Annotated in this window: 28 protein-coding genes; 19 read left to right on the top strand and 9 right to left on the bottom strand. The window is 57.6% G+C overall.

Annotation, left to right across the window (positions count from 1 at the left end; translation table 11 throughout):
• Positions 1–7 precede the first annotated feature (7 nt).
• The 9 genes from V1471_RS00465 to V1471_RS00425 all read right to left on the bottom strand — a co-directional run bounded on the left by V1471_RS00465 (position 8) and on the right by V1471_RS00425 (position 3545).
• The gene (locus V1471_RS00465; RefSeq protein ID WP_434286282.1) at positions 8–553 is read right to left on the bottom strand and encodes a GIY-YIG nuclease family protein; all 546 of its coding nucleotides are present in this window, start codon (positions 551–553) and stop codon (positions 8–10) included.
• A complete protein-coding gene (locus V1471_RS00460) occupies positions 550–987 on the bottom strand; it encodes a hypothetical protein (protein ID WP_434286281.1) in 438 nt (145 codons plus the stop codon). The genes V1471_RS00465 and V1471_RS00460 overlap by 4 nt, the downstream gene beginning before the upstream one ends.
• On the bottom strand, positions 984–1448 hold the full coding sequence (locus tag V1471_RS00455) for a DNA N-6-adenine-methyltransferase (RefSeq protein ID WP_434286280.1): 465 nt from the start codon (positions 1446–1448) through the stop codon (positions 984–986). The genes V1471_RS00460 and V1471_RS00455 overlap by 4 nt, the downstream gene beginning before the upstream one ends.
• Positions 1448–1600, bottom strand: a complete 153-nt coding sequence (locus tag V1471_RS00450; RefSeq protein WP_434286279.1) for a hypothetical protein — start codon at positions 1598–1600, stop codon at positions 1448–1450. Before V1471_RS00450 ends, V1471_RS00455 begins: the two co-directional genes overlap by 1 nt.
• Positions 1601–1617: 17 nt before the next feature.
• Positions 1618–2073: a single-stranded DNA-binding protein gene (gene ssb, locus V1471_RS00445; protein WP_434286278.1), complete on the bottom strand. Its 456-nt coding sequence runs from the start codon at positions 2071–2073 to the stop codon at positions 1618–1620.
• Positions 2074–2076: 3 nt separating this feature from the next.
• Complete coding sequence (locus tag V1471_RS00440) at positions 2077–2292, bottom strand: hypothetical protein (RefSeq protein WP_434286277.1); 216 nt, start codon at positions 2290–2292, stop codon at positions 2077–2079.
• Positions 2289–2816: a class I SAM-dependent methyltransferase gene (locus V1471_RS00435; RefSeq protein ID WP_434286276.1), complete on the bottom strand. Its 528-nt coding sequence runs from the start codon at positions 2814–2816 to the stop codon at positions 2289–2291. Before V1471_RS00435 ends, V1471_RS00440 begins: the two co-directional genes overlap by 4 nt.
• The gene (locus tag V1471_RS00430) at positions 2816–3085 is read right to left on the bottom strand and encodes a hypothetical protein (protein ID WP_434286275.1); all 270 of its coding nucleotides are present in this window, start codon (positions 3083–3085) and stop codon (positions 2816–2818) included. Before V1471_RS00430 ends, V1471_RS00435 begins: the two co-directional genes overlap by 1 nt.
• Positions 3086–3290: 205 nt before the next feature.
• Entirely contained in the window at positions 3291–3545 is a 255-nt protein-coding gene (locus tag V1471_RS00425) for a helix-turn-helix domain-containing protein (protein WP_434286274.1), read from the bottom strand.
• On the opposite strand from V1471_RS00425, the gene V1471_RS00420 reads away from it, so the two are divergent.
• From V1471_RS00420 to V1471_RS00330, 19 genes are all read left to right on the top strand, one after another.
• A complete protein-coding gene (locus V1471_RS00420; RefSeq protein ID WP_434286273.1) occupies positions 3544–3927 on the top strand; it encodes a helix-turn-helix domain-containing protein in 384 nt (127 codons plus the stop codon). The two genes, V1471_RS00425 and V1471_RS00420, sit on opposite strands and share 2 nt — an antisense overlap.
• A 246-nt stretch (positions 3928–4173) precedes the next feature.
• Complete coding sequence (locus V1471_RS00415) at positions 4174–4398, top strand: hypothetical protein (RefSeq protein WP_434286272.1); 225 nt, start codon at positions 4174–4176, stop codon at positions 4396–4398.
• Between the two features lie 11 nt (positions 4399–4409).
• Positions 4410–4607: a hypothetical protein gene (locus V1471_RS00410; RefSeq protein WP_434286271.1), complete on the top strand. Its 198-nt coding sequence runs from the start codon at positions 4410–4412 to the stop codon at positions 4605–4607.
• Complete coding sequence (locus V1471_RS00405) at positions 4607–4945, top strand: hypothetical protein (protein WP_434286270.1); 339 nt, start codon at positions 4607–4609, stop codon at positions 4943–4945. The genes V1471_RS00410 and V1471_RS00405 overlap by 1 nt, the downstream gene beginning before the upstream one ends.
• Before the next feature lie 113 nt (positions 4946–5058).
• Positions 5059–5247 (top strand): hypothetical protein, encoded by a 189-nt coding sequence (locus V1471_RS00400; protein WP_434286269.1) that lies wholly within the window; start codon positions 5059–5061, stop codon positions 5245–5247.
• Positions 5244–5828, top strand: coding sequence for a hypothetical protein (locus V1471_RS00395; RefSeq protein ID WP_434286268.1), 585 nt, complete (start codon positions 5244–5246; stop codon positions 5826–5828). Before V1471_RS00400 ends, V1471_RS00395 begins: the two co-directional genes overlap by 4 nt.
• Before the next feature lie 100 nt (positions 5829–5928).
• Positions 5929–6249, top strand: a complete 321-nt coding sequence (locus V1471_RS00390) for a hypothetical protein (protein WP_434286267.1) — start codon at positions 5929–5931, stop codon at positions 6247–6249.
• A complete protein-coding gene (locus V1471_RS00385) occupies positions 6246–7196 on the top strand; it encodes a PD-(D/E)XK nuclease-like domain-containing protein (RefSeq protein WP_434286266.1) in 951 nt (316 codons plus the stop codon). Before V1471_RS00390 ends, V1471_RS00385 begins: the two co-directional genes overlap by 4 nt.
• Positions 7197–7198: 2 nt before the next feature.
• On the top strand, positions 7199–8272 hold the full coding sequence (locus tag V1471_RS00380; protein ID WP_434286265.1) for an AAA family ATPase: 1074 nt from the start codon (positions 7199–7201) through the stop codon (positions 8270–8272).
• Positions 8273–8274: 2 nt separating this feature from the next.
• Entirely contained in the window at positions 8275–8535 is a 261-nt protein-coding gene (locus V1471_RS00375; protein ID WP_434286264.1) for a DUF2312 domain-containing protein, read from the top strand.
• A gap of 68 nt (positions 8536–8603) precedes the next feature.
• The gene (locus tag V1471_RS00370) at positions 8604–8930 is read left to right on the top strand and encodes a hypothetical protein (protein WP_434286263.1); all 327 of its coding nucleotides are present in this window, start codon (positions 8604–8606) and stop codon (positions 8928–8930) included.
• Positions 8931–9002: 72 nt separating this feature from the next.
• Positions 9003–9284: a hypothetical protein gene (locus tag V1471_RS00365; RefSeq protein WP_434286262.1), complete on the top strand. Its 282-nt coding sequence runs from the start codon at positions 9003–9005 to the stop codon at positions 9282–9284.
• A 13-nt stretch (positions 9285–9297) separates the two neighbouring features.
• A complete protein-coding gene (locus V1471_RS00360) occupies positions 9298–9513 on the top strand; it encodes a hypothetical protein (RefSeq protein ID WP_434286261.1) in 216 nt (71 codons plus the stop codon).
• A 1-nt stretch (position 9514) separates the two neighbouring features.
• Positions 9515–11335 carry a DNA cytosine methyltransferase gene (locus V1471_RS00355; RefSeq protein WP_434286260.1) on the top strand — a complete coding sequence of 607 codons (1821 nt, stop codon included), beginning with the start codon at positions 9515–9517 and terminating at the stop codon, positions 11333–11335.
• Positions 11332–11715: a hypothetical protein gene (locus V1471_RS00350; protein WP_434286259.1), complete on the top strand. Its 384-nt coding sequence runs from the start codon at positions 11332–11334 to the stop codon at positions 11713–11715. Before V1471_RS00355 ends, V1471_RS00350 begins: the two co-directional genes overlap by 4 nt.
• The gene (locus V1471_RS00345) at positions 11715–11960 is read left to right on the top strand and encodes a hypothetical protein (RefSeq protein WP_434286258.1); all 246 of its coding nucleotides are present in this window, start codon (positions 11715–11717) and stop codon (positions 11958–11960) included. The genes V1471_RS00350 and V1471_RS00345 overlap by 1 nt, the downstream gene beginning before the upstream one ends.
• Complete coding sequence (locus V1471_RS00340) at positions 11950–12618, top strand: hypothetical protein (RefSeq protein WP_434286257.1); 669 nt, start codon at positions 11950–11952, stop codon at positions 12616–12618. Before V1471_RS00345 ends, V1471_RS00340 begins: the two co-directional genes overlap by 11 nt.
• Positions 12615–12857, top strand: coding sequence for a hypothetical protein (locus V1471_RS00335; protein WP_434286256.1), 243 nt, complete (start codon positions 12615–12617; stop codon positions 12855–12857). The genes V1471_RS00340 and V1471_RS00335 overlap by 4 nt, the downstream gene beginning before the upstream one ends.
• Positions 12854–13243 (top strand): hypothetical protein, encoded by a 390-nt coding sequence (locus V1471_RS00330; RefSeq protein ID WP_434286255.1) that lies wholly within the window; start codon positions 12854–12856, stop codon positions 13241–13243. The genes V1471_RS00335 and V1471_RS00330 overlap by 4 nt, the downstream gene beginning before the upstream one ends.
• The last annotated feature ends 2 nt before the right edge of the window (positions 13244–13245 follow it).

Raw genomic sequence — 13245 nt, 5'->3', positions numbered from 1 at the left:
GGGTTGCTCATTGGATAAACCTCGCGTCATCTTTATTGGCGTTCTCTATATTAGCGCGCCTAATGCGCGATCTCTCTGCGCACAGCGCTCTATACCTCTCAACAAGAGGGGCCATTTCCTCAGCTGTAATTTGACTTAGAACGCCACCGACCTCTGCCGGGTGAAGACTGTGTGCCTGAGCTGCGTCGAACACATCTTCTGGACCGGCATGAAATTCCGGTCTCACAAGGATATGATCGGGTAGGAATTCTTCGATCATATCCAAGACCTGACGGACGAGATCGTTCTCAAGAAAGTCTATTACTTTGCTAGGTCTTACCTTGAAAAACTCTCTGGCGTCATTCACGCGGAGGCTATGGAACTTCTCATGTGCGCGAAGCTCCATTGCCTCACAGTCAGGGGAATAAACTTCATGCTCTACCTTAAACGGGGTAGGAACGCCCGTAGTGTGTAGCGCAGCGGCTCTCACCTCTACGTCGCGCGTCGTCATGCCGATCTTGACGAGTCCGGGCATTGACGGGTTGCTGAGAATGTAGACATAACCCTTACTCACGACACGTCACCCCGCATTTCCACGGCCTGCATCGCCAGCGTCTCGCCGTGAGACTGGCGCACAGCCTTCACGAACTCGATTGCGCCCTCTGCCGACCGGACAACGGCATAATGCCCTCCTGCGGCCTCACACATCGCTTGCACGGCCTTCTGGTTCTCCTGTTGCGTGTTGCTGCCTGCCTTGACCTCGAAGGCGTAGAAACGCCCATCCAGCACCATGCATAGGTCCGCCATGCCGGGCAGCATTCCGAGACCCTTGGCGCTGGCCTGCACGTTGCGAATGCGCGCCTGAGCAGTTGCGCCCTTCGCCCCGCCGCCAGCCTTTGACGCAAGCTCATTCGGAACGGAGAAAATCAGTGCGCGCGGGTATTGCTTCCTCATGGCTTGCAGGACGGCGCGCTGGATCGGGCCTTCGTTGTCTTTGTTGCGGGTCATAGCACAACTCCAAGCCCAGATTTGCAAACAGCATCAGCCGCCACATCTCCACACGCAAACAATGTGGTTCCTGTTCCAGGGCTTTTGCCTACGCTTCCATCCGGTCGTTCGAATTTGATCTTCGGCGCAACAAACAGAACTTTGTCCGCCATTGGGGCAAATTCCTGCCACCACGGGGCCGATGTGCGATCCGGTAGAAGTGCAATGCCGTTGCCGTGGTTGAAGAATTTTTGCAGCCAAAGCCGCTTGGTAGATTGATGTCCGAACGGCGGGTTCATCCATACGAATCCAAACCATTCTTTCTCCAGAGATCCTTCCGAATAAAATGCGCTTGCCGGAACGTGTCGCGGCCCTTCTGGTGGGCATGCGACATCAAGATCAAACCTGACGCCTAGCGCTTCAAAAATATAGGCGGGGGTATACCATTCGTCGGTCTCTCCTACTCGCTCATATGCAGGCATCACGCACCGCCCTTCGCAGCGATCCGCGCCACCATGAGACGCCAGACGCGTTCCTTGTTCCGGGTGCAGCGGTGTGCGGCCCGGTCACGCTCGATGGCGCGCCGGTGGTGCTCTATGCGCTCTGATGGGGAGAGGATGAAAACGGGGATCATAGGTCAGCACCATTTACCTAAAATGGAATTTCATCGTCATCGAGAGATGGGCGCGATCCGCCATATCCGCCGTAGGCCCGATCTTCGCCGCCAGAGCCATAGCCGCCACCTTGACCTCCCTCCGGCTTGTCCAGACCCATGATTTCACCCCCATATGGGCGCACGGTGACTTCGGTGGTGTATCTGTCTTGGCCCTGTTGATCGGTCCATTTACGGGTTTCGAGCTTACCCTCGACGTAGACCTTTGAGCCCTTGCGGAGATACTGCTCAGCGAAGCGCACGGCGTGTTCGGCGAAGATCGAGACGGACACCCATTCTGTGCGCTCGCGGCGTTCTCCGGTTGATTTGTCGCGCCACACCTCGGAACAGGCCACGCGAAGGTTGCAGACCTTGCCTCCGGATTGGAACGTCCGCACCTCTGGATCAGCGCCAAGATTGCCTATGATAGTTACGCGGTTGAGAGATGATGCCATCTGTCAGGATCCTTTGCTTTTCCATCCCATCACGACAGCGCCCGCGAGGAACGCGCCGTTGATGCGGTCTTTGGTGTCTTGGAATGTCTTCGGGTTGTCGTTGCGGCGAGGCTCAGCGCGATTGAGAAGGCGCTGGAATAGCTCGTGCCCGGCTTGGTCCATCTCGCAGATCAGCAGGCCGTTTTCGCCTTCGCGCGTTTTGATGTGAGGCTCAGTCATGCCGACCTCCCGTAGAATTCTGTCTGGCCTTCACTGTTCGCGTCGAAGAGATACCAGCAGGCATTATCCTTGCCAGTGAACTTGCTGTCAGGAATCCACTTGACGCGACCGACAGACACGACTTTGCGAAGAAGCGGCATGAACGGCGCGGACTGCTTCGTGTGCATCCAGTCCGCATCGAACAGGAGCCACGTTGGTCGCATGGCGCTGAAATGCTCGATCATGGGATGCAGGATGTCGCGCGACCAAGGCGGGTTGGTGATAATCATCCCGAGGTATGGCGGGATTTGAGTGACCAGAGCGTCGGCTTTTGCTATCCATTCCGCTCTTGGCTCAATATCAGATCCGTCGCAAACGACATTATCGCGCAACGAAAACAGCCCATCCACAAGAGCGCCATCGCCCGCGCATGGCTCCCAGAACGTCAGAACGTCCGGCAGGTGTGGCAGAAGAGGAACAATAGACTCCACCGGCGTTGGGTAGAAGTCACGCTCACGGCGCTCGAAATTCGATCTCTTCCCCATCACCACACCTCCGGCAAATCATCGTCGCGCACCACGGGCCGGGTCAGTTCGCGCTTGATCATCGCAATGCGTGCCGCTCCACGCGGGGCCGGTCGATCATCTGAAAGTCGCGAAATGATGCCGCGCGCCGGGGCTGTCTCCGGGCGATCCGCGCAAGTCCCCTCTGCGTCCTCCCATGGGAGGCGGCGCATGGTGACGTTGAGAGACGCTTCGTTTTTTTCGCTGAAACGCCCGTCAAGAAGCGGGAATTTGACTGTGCGGGTTTCCATCACAGCCACCCCACAAACCGGGCGAAGACGACAGCGCCGCCGATCACAAGCGCCCAGAAGGCAAGGCCGATCAGCGCGCCGATAACGAACATCCCTGCGCGGTGCGGCATTTGCCATTCCGTAGCGTCATGCGAATTATTTTCGCTAACGCCTTGAAAGGCTTGCTGCGAGCGCAAACGTTTTTGGTATGAACGCGCAAACAACATCAGGAAGCCTCACGTGCAATTTTCTCAGCCTCGGAAAGGCCGTGAATGACGTCTTCAAAATCCTTGAATTGCGGCCATGCCGTGATCGGCACTTCGCCGAAGGTGGCCTTGGCGATACGAGCCGCCATGGCTGGGCCAATTTTTGGGCTATCACCGCAAAGCTTCGATACGTTTGCTTGCGACGTATTGATCCTGCGAGCGAACGCTTCTTGCGTTTCACCCCGATCAATTAGGTATTGACGGAGATTTTTCATGCTTAGTTTTATGCCTGACAGTCATATTCCCGTCAAGCCTATTTATGCCTGTGGCGCGCTGGATGACAGCCGCCACGAGGCGCAAAATAGGCACATGAAAAACCTCAAAGCACTTCGGCAGAAAAAAGGCCTATCTCAAGTCCAGCTTGCAGAAGCAGCCGGATGCAATCAGGCCACCATCGCAAAGATCGAGCGTGGAACAGCGAATCCGACCCTTCATGTCATTGAAGGTATCGCCGCAGCATTAAAGGTAAGCCCAGCTGTGCTATTTGGCATTCCTGAGCTTCAACAGAGAGCTATTGTGGTTCTTGAATCCCTTCCCCCGGACAAGAGGGAGGCTGCCCTTTTGGTCCTTGAGTCAATGGCGAGCCGTCAGGACTAAATCCAAACTTCCTAATGAAATTCCAGATGTCGCCCGGTGAAAGCTGGGCGATTTTTTTTGCTGTTTCCGAATCCATTTAAAGATGTTCCCCTTTTGCCCCTATCATGTAAATACCTTGGTTAAAGCCTTCTGGAAATATTATTCCTGTAGGGCATTGACACTGTAATTCCTATCAGGCATATTCTTTCTCATACCAGCCGCCGAAGACGCAAAGCAGATCGCGGCAGACATGCAGAGGGAAAGCCAATGAACAAATTCGCGTTCACGATCACCAAAGACAGCATGAAGGACAAAACGTCTTGGCCCGAGTGGCTTCAGAAGGCGTGGGAAAAAGACTGGGGACAAGTCGGAAGTTTTGAGCCGCGCCATGATGGTATCGCGAGTTCGCACAACTACATCGTTCACACGAAGTTTCGCGGCGCAGTTGGTTACAAGCTCGGCGACACGATCACCCCGGCAAGTTTTGTGTGATGGAGGTTAAGATGACCATTTCTCACAACACCGTTTTGACCGGCGAGATCGTCCCGGACGACGAGGCGCAGTTCATGGACGCACACGCCGACTTCTTCGACCGCCGTATCGGCCACATCCGTTCAGAGCAACTGGCCTCGTTCCGCAACGGCGGCGGCGCAATCACAGTTCCGCCTGCCTATGTCATCGCGGCGATGGGTGGTGCGTGATGACCTTCCGCCCCGCACAGTTCCTCGCCGATCTGACCGCATACGCTGGTCGCGATGCATCATCCGGGTCTCCGGCCACGAATATCGCCTCCGCTGACCTCGCGACCCGCCTCATTGCGCGCTGTGATGATGCCGAAGGCGCCAACAAAAAATCCGCCCTTCTCGATGCGCTGACCTACTTCGCCAAGAGCGAGGCCGAAGCCGAGTTTTACCGGTCTCTGAAATATCTGGGCGGCCACCTCACCGCATCCGAGATCCATGACGCAATCACTGATCTTGAGGTGTGCGCGGATACCTACATCGGCGAGCTTTTCGGCGAACTCGAATACGACAGCTAACCCAGAAACTGCCCACCGCGCCACCCGTTCCACTCGAAAGCCTCAGGCGCGGCAACTCACCCCGGCGGCAAGACGCGAAAGACGGAAGCCGCCGGGGACTTTTGGAGAGAGATATGACCTTCCGAACCCCGCAAGAGCACATCAACGCCACAGACGCAGAACTGCACCTTATGCAAGCCCTGGACGTCCTCCGCGCCTGCCTTCTGGCGGTGGCTGTGATGGGCGCAGGACTTGCGATCCACTTCACATGGAGCGGTCCTGTTCAGGATCACATTGAAACCAGATTGGAGCAAGAGCAATGACCAATATTCAACTTCTCAAAGACCTCGGAATGACCGAGGAGCAAATCGTAGAGAAAGTCGTCGGCCAGATCGCCGATCAAATGCTCTACGGGAAGATTGGAGACCTTGACTATGACGAGGTTGAGTGTGGAGGTTCGACCAACTTCCGCAAGGCGGTCGATGACCTGATCAAAAAGCGCATCGACGCCGCAGTTGAAGCCGTTGCCGCGAAGCACACGCTTCCGAATGTCTCAGAATACCTCGAAAATCTCTGCCTTCAAAAGTCGAACGAGTGGGGGGAGAAAAAAGGAGAGGAAGTCACCTTTATCGAGTACCTGACGCAACGTGCCGACACATATATGCGAGAGCCTGTTGATCACTCTGGAAAGAGCAAATCTGAGAGTGGCGGTTTTTCGTGGTCCAAGAGAGGAACGCGCGTCGAATACATGATCGACAAGCACCTGCAATACAATATCAGCCAAGCGATGCAGAGCGCCCTTGATAGCGCTAACAAATCCATCGTTGAAGGCTTGAAAGAGGCAGTCAATATCAAGCTCGGCGAGATCAAAGTCGCACTCGACACGAAGGTCACCAAGAAATGACCTTCCACACCCAGCAAGAGCACCTGAACGCCACGGACGCGGAACTGCGCCTTGAGAGCGCATGGACCGATCACAATGCCCAGAGATTGGAGCAAGAGCAATGAGCGAACTCCACACCGCCCTTAAGGACCTGAACGCTGCGGCATATGCCGCGATCCGCGCGGGTGTAGACACCACGCAATACCCAGACCTTGACCGGCAGAAGCTACGCGAAATCGCGCGCGCCACCGACAAGCTGGTCGATGACAACGCACCGACCGTCACGGATGCACTCCATCGCGCCGAAATCGTACTCGCTGATGCCACAAGCCACCGCGATCACGTCATTCTCGATGCGGTGACCGAGATTTTCAAACACCCGAACCACCCGAAGCACGATCAGGCGCGCATGTGGATCGACCTGTTGGGAGAGGACGCATGAGCTATCTCACCGTTGGAATCCACCAGATCGACGCGGAGCGTTATCACGGAGATCCGTGCGAAAAGCCAAGCCTAAGCTCGACACTTGCCAAGAAGATGATCCAGCAATCGCCGCTTCACGCTTGGACCGCATCCTCTCGCCTGAACCCAAATTTTGAGCCGGTCGAAAAGAAGACATTCGACATTGGGCGCGCCGCGCACCGGGTCATTCTTGGCAAGGGCGAAGAGTTTTCCGCTATCCCAGAGGAATATCTCGCATCAAATGGCGCGGCGTCCACAAAGGCGGCAAAAGACTTTATCGCCGACTGCCGATATCAGAACGTCACACCGCTTAAACAGTCTGAACTCGATGCGGTCTATCAAATGGCAAATTCCGTCCGGTCTCGCCTCGGCGCACTCGGCATCACCATCAACCCGGCCTATTCGGAGCAAGTTGCCATTGCTGAGATTGATGGTGTGATGTGCCGGGCGATGCTCGACTATGTGCCACTCGGTGAGGACTGGATGCTCGACATCAAGACAACGACCGACGCGAGTCCTGAGGCCTGCATCAAGGCAGTCCAGAATTACGCCTATGACGTGCAGGATGCGCACTACCGCGAGACTTGGCTTGCTGCATCTGGAGAGCGCCGCCGCTTCCGGTTCTGCTTTGTCGAGAAAGAGCCGCCTTATGAGGTGTGCGTGATCGAGCTTGCTGACGGTGACGCGATCATGGGGGTAAAGAAGATCGCACGCGCCCGCGAAATCTGGGGACTTTGCCTTCGGAACAACAATTGGCCCGGCTATCCAATCGGCATCCACCAAGTCGCTCTGTCTGACTGGTATCATGAGCGCTGGCTCGAGCGCGAGAGCGTCGAGGCAGATCACAAGCGGGAAACCGGCAAGGATGTCTACAACCGCGTCCGCGACTGGATGGCTCCCGAAAATCACAAGCGCGCTGGAGAATAACCATGACCGCCCACATCAGATTTATCCCCGTCACCCAAATCAATGACCCGCTCACGCTGTCCATAGGGCTGTCTGGCGGCTCAGGAACCGGAAAGACATACACTGCCCTGCTCATGGCGCGCGGCATCGCTGAGACGAAGACCGGAAAGAAGGGTGCACCTATCGGCTATGTCGATACGGAGAACCGCCGCGCCCTTCACTACAAGAGCGCTTTCCCTGAAATGGTGCATTTCGACATGAAGGCCGTCGATGATGCTGGCAACATGATCGGATTTGGGCCGGAGCGCTGGATTGAGGTTATCGATGCGGCTGAGGCTGCCGGCCTGCCTGTCGTGATCCTCGATTCCTTTAGCCACGCATGGGAGGGCGTCGGCGGCGTGCTTGATCTCCACGCACAAACCCTTGATCGCATCACCGGCGGAAATGACAGCCTCAAAAACCAGCGCTCGCAACTGGCGTGGGCGGATGTGAAGCCGCGCTATCGTCGCCTTGTTGACAGGATCGTGCGCGCGAAATGCGACATCATCATTTGCACCCGCGCAAAGCCGGTCATGCAAGACCTCAAGACCAAGCAGAATTCCCGCGCAACCAAGACGCGCCGCAAAGACGTGCCTTGGGACCCTGCGAGCGACGGCGATCTGATGTTTGAGATGACGACGATGGTCATCCTCGACCCGAGCGCACCGGGCTGCCCTGTCCACCAGATCAAAGTGGCAGACCAATTCAAAAGCCTTCTCGATCCGCGCCGCCCCATGGGTGAGGACACGGGACGCGCAATGGCCGAATGGGCCAAGGGTCAGGGTGATGCGCAGCGACAGAAGGCAATTCTGGACCGTGGCCGAGAAGAGGCGCGCAAGGGCATCGCGAGTCTGAATGAGTATTGGAACACAGATGAGGGCCGTCAAAATCGGCCGATCCTTCGCACCATCTTCGATGAACTCAAAAGTATCGCGGATCGCGCGGACGAGGCTTTGCTTTCTGATGAAAAAGACAACCCGTTTTCCGACCAAATGACCGACGAAGATGCCGCTGCGGCTGATTATGCAGAAGAGCAAGCCAAGGAGACGGCTGAGTGACCATGACTGACCAAACCACAGATAGCAGCTACCGCGTGAGCGCAGACGAACTCCGGCAGTTCGTGGAGCGCGTCGAGCGCCTTGAGGCTGAGAAGAATGACATCGCGGATCAGATCAAGGAAGTCTTCGCCGAGGCCAAAGGGCGCGGCTACGACACCAAGGCAATGCGCAAGCTGATCGCTCTCCGCAAGAAGTCTGCCGACGAGATCGCCGAAGAAGAGGCGATCCTTGACATGTATCGCGAAGCGCTTGGCATGCGCTAACCCCCCAAACCGCCCCGGGCGTCACCCCGCAGCCGGTGAAAGCCCGGTGATCAGATAGGAGAGAGATGATGGCAGATTTACCGAACCCAGACGATTTTTCATTTGTGGACAGCCCGAACGAATTTCGCGTGCGGCTTGAGGTGAAGGGAGAATTTGTCCTGACCGTCATGGCCGATAGCCCTGAAGACGCCCGTTCGAAGGCGGTAAAGGAAACGGAGGTGCTGATCGCCACAGGTTACTTTGAAGGGCTCGACGAGGTGCAAGAGGTAGAAGCCGGTTTCGCCTTCCAAGCACCTCGCATGTATCGAGTCACAAGCAAGGACGGTCGCAAGATGCGCGTCAGTCGGCTTGAGCCCGGGATGGTTCCTCGCGAGCCGGATGAACACGGATTCTGACACTCATAAGGGACAGGTTGCGGGTTCGAGACCCGCCGCGCAGTCCAATCCACCTAACGCCCGGAGGCCAAAATGGGATGGAATGACCCGAAAGAATATAACCTCAGCAATGACACCGTGCAGGTGCTTTGCGAGGTCACGCAGCCCCAGACCTCGAACTTCCCCCGATCGTGTGAAATGCCGATTTCTTCCGGAGACCACGGTGTCGGGGATCGTTTTGTCAGCATTGGCTGGCGAGACGATGAAGGCGCATGGCATGTCGCCGGATGGGACATGATGCAGGACTGCTGGGATGATGCCAGATGCTACATCGTCCACGGCTGGCTGCCGCTCGCCGAAATCCAGTCCAGATAACCCCGGTGCCCCCATGCACTACGTCGAAGAAATAACCATCACAGGCCGCGTGTCTCCGGCGATCTATGCCGAGGCACCGGTGATCAGCAAAGGCCGGATTGCGAAGCCTGAGAGCCTTGGCAACCGCGTCCACCATGGACCGGTCGAGATGAACCGAGGCCACGGCAACCTGACACTCAAACAGGCGCAGGAGCGGTACGGCTCCACGGGCCGCTTTACGAGGTGCTGAGATGATGGACGGAACCCTATTCCAGATCTGGCCCGACCAGCCGCGCATTGACGATCCGCGTCCGATGATAGTGGACAGCTTCGCGGGCGGCGGTGGCGCATCGACCGGGATCGAAATGGCCCTTGGCCGCTCGCCTGACGTGGCGATCAACCACAACCCAGATGCGCTTGCCCTGCATGCCGCAAACCACCCGGAGACGCTGCACCTGATCAATTCGGTCTATGCCGTCGACCCGGACGATGTCTGCGCGGGTCGCGAGGTCGGGCTGGCGTGGTTCTCGCCGGACTGCAAGCATTTCAGCAAGGCCAAGGGCGGCAAGCCGGTCGCCAAGAATATCCGCGATCTGGCGTGGGTTGTGGTGCATTGGGCGGAGCGCGTGAAACCGCGCGTGATCATCCTTGAGAACGTCGAAGAGTTTCAGGACTGGTGCCCGCTGGACGAGAACAACTATCCGGACAAGACGCGAAAAGGCGAGACCTTCCGCGCGTGGGTGAAAGCGCTCAAGAAACTCGGGTACAAGATCGAGTGGCGTGAGCTGCGCGCCTGCGACTATGGCGCGCCCACGATCCGCAAGCGTCTCTTCGTGGTCGCGCGCTGCGATGGCCAACCGATCATCTGGCGCGCGCCGACCCATGGCAACGGGCGCGCGCCCTACCGCACCGCCGCCGAGTGCATCGACTGGTCGATCCCTTGCCCGTCGATATTCGACACATCGGCACAGATCAAAGAGAAATTCGGCATCCGTGCCAACCGCCCGCTCGCCGAAAATACCCTGTCCCGCGTGGCACGCGGCATGAAGCGCTATGTGCTCGATGCGGAGGAGCCGTTTATCGTCGGCGTTGGTGGTCGCATGGGCCAAAGCCCGGAGCGCAGCGTCAACGACCCATTTCAAACGCTGACAGCCAAGGCCGACGCCGCATTGTGTGTTCCCTCCCTCATGTCCCTGAAAGGCACAGCACGCCGGGACAGCGCAGTCACCGCGCCTCACCCGACGATCTTGGCCGGAGGCGGTCACAGCGCGCTTATCTCGCCTGTCCTGACCTATGCGCAGCAAGGCGGCGGGTGCCGCGACATCCGCGATCCGCACCACACGATCTGCGCCAACAGCAAAGACCAAAACTCGGTCATCATCCCGACGCTGATCCAGACCGGATACGGCGAGCGCAAAGGCCAAGCCCCGCGATCGCTCGACATCAATGCACCGCTGGGAACCGTGGTGGCCGGCGGGATCAAACACGCAACTGCCGCCGCGTTTCTCGCCCAGCAAAACGGCGGGCCGAAGATGAACAACCACGCGGGCCGCGATCTGCGCGATCCGATGTCGACCGTCACCGCCGCCGGGTCGCAGCAAACGCCGGTCGCCGCGTTCTTCGCGAAATACTATGGCACCGGCGACGGCGCGCGCATGGACGAGCCGATGCACACGGTCACGGTCAAGGATCGCTTTGCCCACACGCAAGCCGAACTGTCCGTGCCGCCGTTCAGCCCGGAACATGAAGCCCGCGCGCGCGAGGTGGCCGAGTTCCTGCGCTCTCACGGCGCATGGGACGGCGGCGAGTTCGTCACCCTGACCATCGACGGCTGCGAATATGTGATCGTAGACATTGGCCTGCGCATGCTGACCCCGCGCGAGCTGTTCAACGCCCAAGGCTTCCCGCGCGATTACGTCATCGAGGGCACATGGAACGATGACGGTGTGTTCACGGAGTTCCCGAAATACGTGCAGGTGAGCTGCTGCGGTAACTCCGTCTGCCCCGACCTCGCCGCCGCCCTTGTCCGCGCCAACTGCGCACACCTGATCGAAATGGAGAACGTGGCATGAACTTGAGAGATGAACTTCGGGCCCAAGTAGGCCCCAAAAACTACATCTCTGACCTCTGCGGTCGAGCCGCAGACGAAATCGTTCGCCTGCGCGCCGAGCTTGCCGCCGCAAATGAGCGCGCCGCATCATACAAAGCTTGGGATTTCCCCGCCGATTTGCAGGCCATGGCTGTTCGCGCCGAAGCCGCCGAGGCCCGTGAGGCGAAGCTGCGGGAGGGAATAACGCTGATCGAACGCGTCTATTACATGGAGGGCAAGGACGCCAAATGGAGAGCCGCCCACATGAACGGTGTGGCTCGAGCTCTCCAAGACGATGATGACCTTTCACAATATCATCGCCTTTTTCCGCGCGACGCCCTGTCCGAGAAAGGTGGTGAGTGATGGGAAAAAGACGAAGGCTGTCAAACGCGATAAAGCGGGCGGCTGCGGTGGCAGGAAAGCATCAAGCGGCGCAAGACGAACTGCATAGCGCGTTTTTTGAAGTTTACGGGTTCGACTTGGAAATAGAGGAACTCGGTGGCGAAAGCTGGACGGACGCATTGGTTTACGGCCATTCAAGTTACCCAAGCATATCCGATTTCGATGCAGCCGTTAAAATGTTGAAGGACCAAACCAATGACCAATGAAACGACGCGCGATAAGGTGGAGCGTCCCCGCCCATACGAGTTCACACCGCCATACCAGCTGATCAAAAAGACTGTCTTTACAGAGGTGGTGTTTTTCCTCGAAAGCAACGGTCACTCATTTGCCTCGTTTTCCGTGCGAAACTTTGGCTCTGAGCAGGCTTGCATCGAGGCGGCTTGGCGTCATGCCTACGAGACGGAAGAAGACGATTACGACGCCCTCCTCGCCGAGAACGAGGCGCTGAAAGCCGCGCAAACGTCAAGCGCTATGACAGAATTGCAGCGCCTCGGGCAGGAATACGACGCCGCGCAGGTTGCCTGTGTGAAGCCGCTTACTTGGCACAACTTCGACGCTTATGTTTTTTGGGCAGAGGCAGTATGCGGAACGTATCATGTCGAGTGCTATAACGCCATTTGGCGCGCTGAACTTCGGTTCAGTACGGTTTCCCACATCATTTATGAAATTGACGACTTCGAGACAGCAATTCAGGCGTGCTGTGACGACTACAATGAGCGGATCACTTCCACCCTCACCATGCGCAGCGAGGCAGAGGTGTGGAACGATGCGGTTGAGGCGTGTGCCTATCGGCTTGATGACGCAATGACGATTGACGGGGCGCAGCGCGTGATATTGGCACTGAAACGAGAGACGGGACAATGACCGCGCCGGAAAAGATCTACCTCCAACTCGACATGGAGAACGGCCAGCCGACAGAAGACGCGACGTGGTGCGTCGATCAGATCGAGGATTACGATACCGAGTACACCCGCACCGACCTATCACTCGCCATGGTCGCAGCGGCCCTTGAGCGCGGCTTCTGGGCCGGGCGCGCGTGTGGCTGGAAGAAAGCCGAGATCGACGCGGCACTGGCTGCACTGAAACGGGAGACGGGACAATGAGTGAAGCACTGAAACCATGCCCGTTTTGTGGAGCAAAACCTCATACGGGTTTGTCCAAAGTTCTCTACGATCAGATTCACGGAGAACCTTTTCAAAACACGATTATCAAATGCCCTCACCTCTGCGCCAGCATGCAGGGGTCGGACGACACTGTTAGAAACAGATGGAACGATAGGCACACCCGCGCCGACCTCACCGAATCCCGCTTGCGTCAGGTGGCAGAGGCTGTGTGGGAAGAGTCTGTTTTGGTGGCGATGAACGCACATCGCGGTAGTGTAGGTCAGGGTGATGGCGCAACAGTCATAGCCGGTACTGCACATGATGCAGCGAAAGCAATCCGCAACATCGACATCGACGCCATCGTGCGCAAGGTGATGGAGGGGTGAGA

It is taken from the genome of Celeribacter sp. SCSIO 80788 (assembly GCF_051054295.1).
Taxonomy (GTDB): domain Bacteria; phylum Pseudomonadota; class Alphaproteobacteria; order Rhodobacterales; family Rhodobacteraceae; genus Celeribacter.
Note: the sequence above shows the minus strand (reverse complement) of the source record. Positions and strands in the feature narration are given on the sequence as shown.

Coding starts and splice junctions, on each gene's coding strand:
- V1471_RS00390 (WP_434286267.1), top strand. CDS start 5,929: ATGAGCGAACTCCACACCGCCCTTAAGGACCTGAACGCTGCGGCATAT.
- V1471_RS00440 (WP_434286277.1), bottom strand. CDS start 2,292: ATGACTGAGCCTCACATCAAAACGCGCGAAGGCGAAAACGGCCTGCTG.
- V1471_RS00350 (WP_434286259.1), top strand. CDS start 11,332: ATGAACTTGAGAGATGAACTTCGGGCCCAAGTAGGCCCCAAAAACTAC.
- V1471_RS00385 (WP_434286266.1), top strand. CDS start 6,246: ATGAGCTATCTCACCGTTGGAATCCACCAGATCGACGCGGAGCGTTAT.
- V1471_RS00330 (WP_434286255.1), top strand. CDS start 12,854: ATGAGTGAAGCACTGAAACCATGCCCGTTTTGTGGAGCAAAACCTCAT.
- V1471_RS00415 (WP_434286272.1), top strand. CDS start 4,174: ATGAACAAATTCGCGTTCACGATCACCAAAGACAGCATGAAGGACAAA.
- V1471_RS00420 (WP_434286273.1), top strand. CDS start 3,544: ATGCTTAGTTTTATGCCTGACAGTCATATTCCCGTCAAGCCTATTTAT.
- V1471_RS00435 (WP_434286276.1), bottom strand. CDS start 2,816: ATGGGGAAGAGATCGAATTTCGAGCGCCGTGAGCGTGACTTCTACCCA.
- V1471_RS00380 (WP_434286265.1), top strand. CDS start 7,199: ATGACCGCCCACATCAGATTTATCCCCGTCACCCAAATCAATGACCCG.
- ssb (WP_434286278.1), bottom strand. CDS start 2,073: ATGGCATCATCTCTCAACCGCGTAACTATCATAGGCAATCTTGGCGCT.
- V1471_RS00410 (WP_434286271.1), top strand. CDS start 4,410: ATGACCATTTCTCACAACACCGTTTTGACCGGCGAGATCGTCCCGGAC.
- V1471_RS00455 (WP_434286280.1), bottom strand. CDS start 1,448: ATGCCTGCATATGAGCGAGTAGGAGAGACCGACGAATGGTATACCCCC.
- V1471_RS00370 (WP_434286263.1), top strand. CDS start 8,604: ATGGCAGATTTACCGAACCCAGACGATTTTTCATTTGTGGACAGCCCG.
- V1471_RS00375 (WP_434286264.1), top strand. CDS start 8,275: ATGACTGACCAAACCACAGATAGCAGCTACCGCGTGAGCGCAGACGAA.
- V1471_RS00345 (WP_434286258.1), top strand. CDS start 11,715: ATGGGAAAAAGACGAAGGCTGTCAAACGCGATAAAGCGGGCGGCTGCG.
- V1471_RS00425 (WP_434286274.1), bottom strand. CDS start 3,545: ATGAAAAATCTCCGTCAATACCTAATTGATCGGGGTGAAACGCAAGAA.
- V1471_RS00355 (WP_434286260.1), top strand. CDS start 9,515: ATGATGGACGGAACCCTATTCCAGATCTGGCCCGACCAGCCGCGCATT.
- V1471_RS00365 (WP_434286262.1), top strand. CDS start 9,003: ATGGGATGGAATGACCCGAAAGAATATAACCTCAGCAATGACACCGTG.
- V1471_RS00395 (WP_434286268.1), top strand. CDS start 5,244: ATGACCAATATTCAACTTCTCAAAGACCTCGGAATGACCGAGGAGCAA.
- V1471_RS00335 (WP_434286256.1), top strand. CDS start 12,615: ATGACCGCGCCGGAAAAGATCTACCTCCAACTCGACATGGAGAACGGC.
- V1471_RS00460 (WP_434286281.1), bottom strand. CDS start 987: ATGACCCGCAACAAAGACAACGAAGGCCCGATCCAGCGCGCCGTCCTG.
- V1471_RS00340 (WP_434286257.1), top strand. CDS start 11,950: ATGACCAATGAAACGACGCGCGATAAGGTGGAGCGTCCCCGCCCATAC.
- V1471_RS00360 (WP_434286261.1), top strand. CDS start 9,298: ATGCACTACGTCGAAGAAATAACCATCACAGGCCGCGTGTCTCCGGCG.
- V1471_RS00430 (WP_434286275.1), bottom strand. CDS start 3,085: ATGGAAACCCGCACAGTCAAATTCCCGCTTCTTGACGGGCGTTTCAGC.
- V1471_RS00405 (WP_434286270.1), top strand. CDS start 4,607: ATGACCTTCCGCCCCGCACAGTTCCTCGCCGATCTGACCGCATACGCT.
- V1471_RS00400 (WP_434286269.1), top strand. CDS start 5,059: ATGACCTTCCGAACCCCGCAAGAGCACATCAACGCCACAGACGCAGAA.
- V1471_RS00450 (WP_434286279.1), bottom strand. CDS start 1,600: ATGATCCCCGTTTTCATCCTCTCCCCATCAGAGCGCATAGAGCACCAC.